This window comes from Streptomyces sp. WM6386 (assembly GCF_000972385.1).
In the GTDB taxonomy this organism is placed as follows: Bacteria; Actinomycetota; Actinomycetes; order Streptomycetales; family Streptomycetaceae; genus Streptomyces.
The window spans coordinates 1-439 of the sequence record NZ_JXTE01000505.1; the positions used below are offsets into that span (position 1 = coordinate 1).

The window sequence follows — 439 nt, forward strand, 5'->3', positions numbered from 1 at the left end:
TCGCCGACCTCGGCCACGCGGTCGTCGAGGAGGCGGCGACCGCGGTCATCGCACAGGCCCAGGCCCGCGGCGAGGACGAACCGTGGACCCGGGCATCCTTCATCGAGGAGATCGCCGAGCTCCAGCGGCTACGGCAGTCGGCAGCCGCCGCGTCCGAATCCGTCCAGGTGTACGACCGTTCGCCGGTGTGCACCCATGCCCTCGCCCGGTACCTGGGGCGGCCGGTGCCGGCGTCGCTGACCGCGGAGATCGAACGGATCACGGCCGAGGCGATCTACGAGCCTCAGGTGTTCTTCGTCCGCAACCTGGGCTTCTGCGAACCCACCAGCGCCCGCCGGATCAGCTTCGCGGAGTCGCTGGAGTTCGAGAAGGTCCACGAAGAGAGCTACCACGCCTTCGGCTACGAGCTCATCGACATCCCCGCCGCCGACGCGGGCGA

At 69.9% G+C, this 439-nt stretch carries 1 protein-coding gene; it reads left to right on the forward strand.

What is annotated here, in order from left to right:
- A partial coding sequence (locus TN53_RS42445) for an ATP-binding protein (RefSeq protein ID WP_046264256.1) occupies positions 1-439 on the forward strand: 439 nt, incomplete at both ends.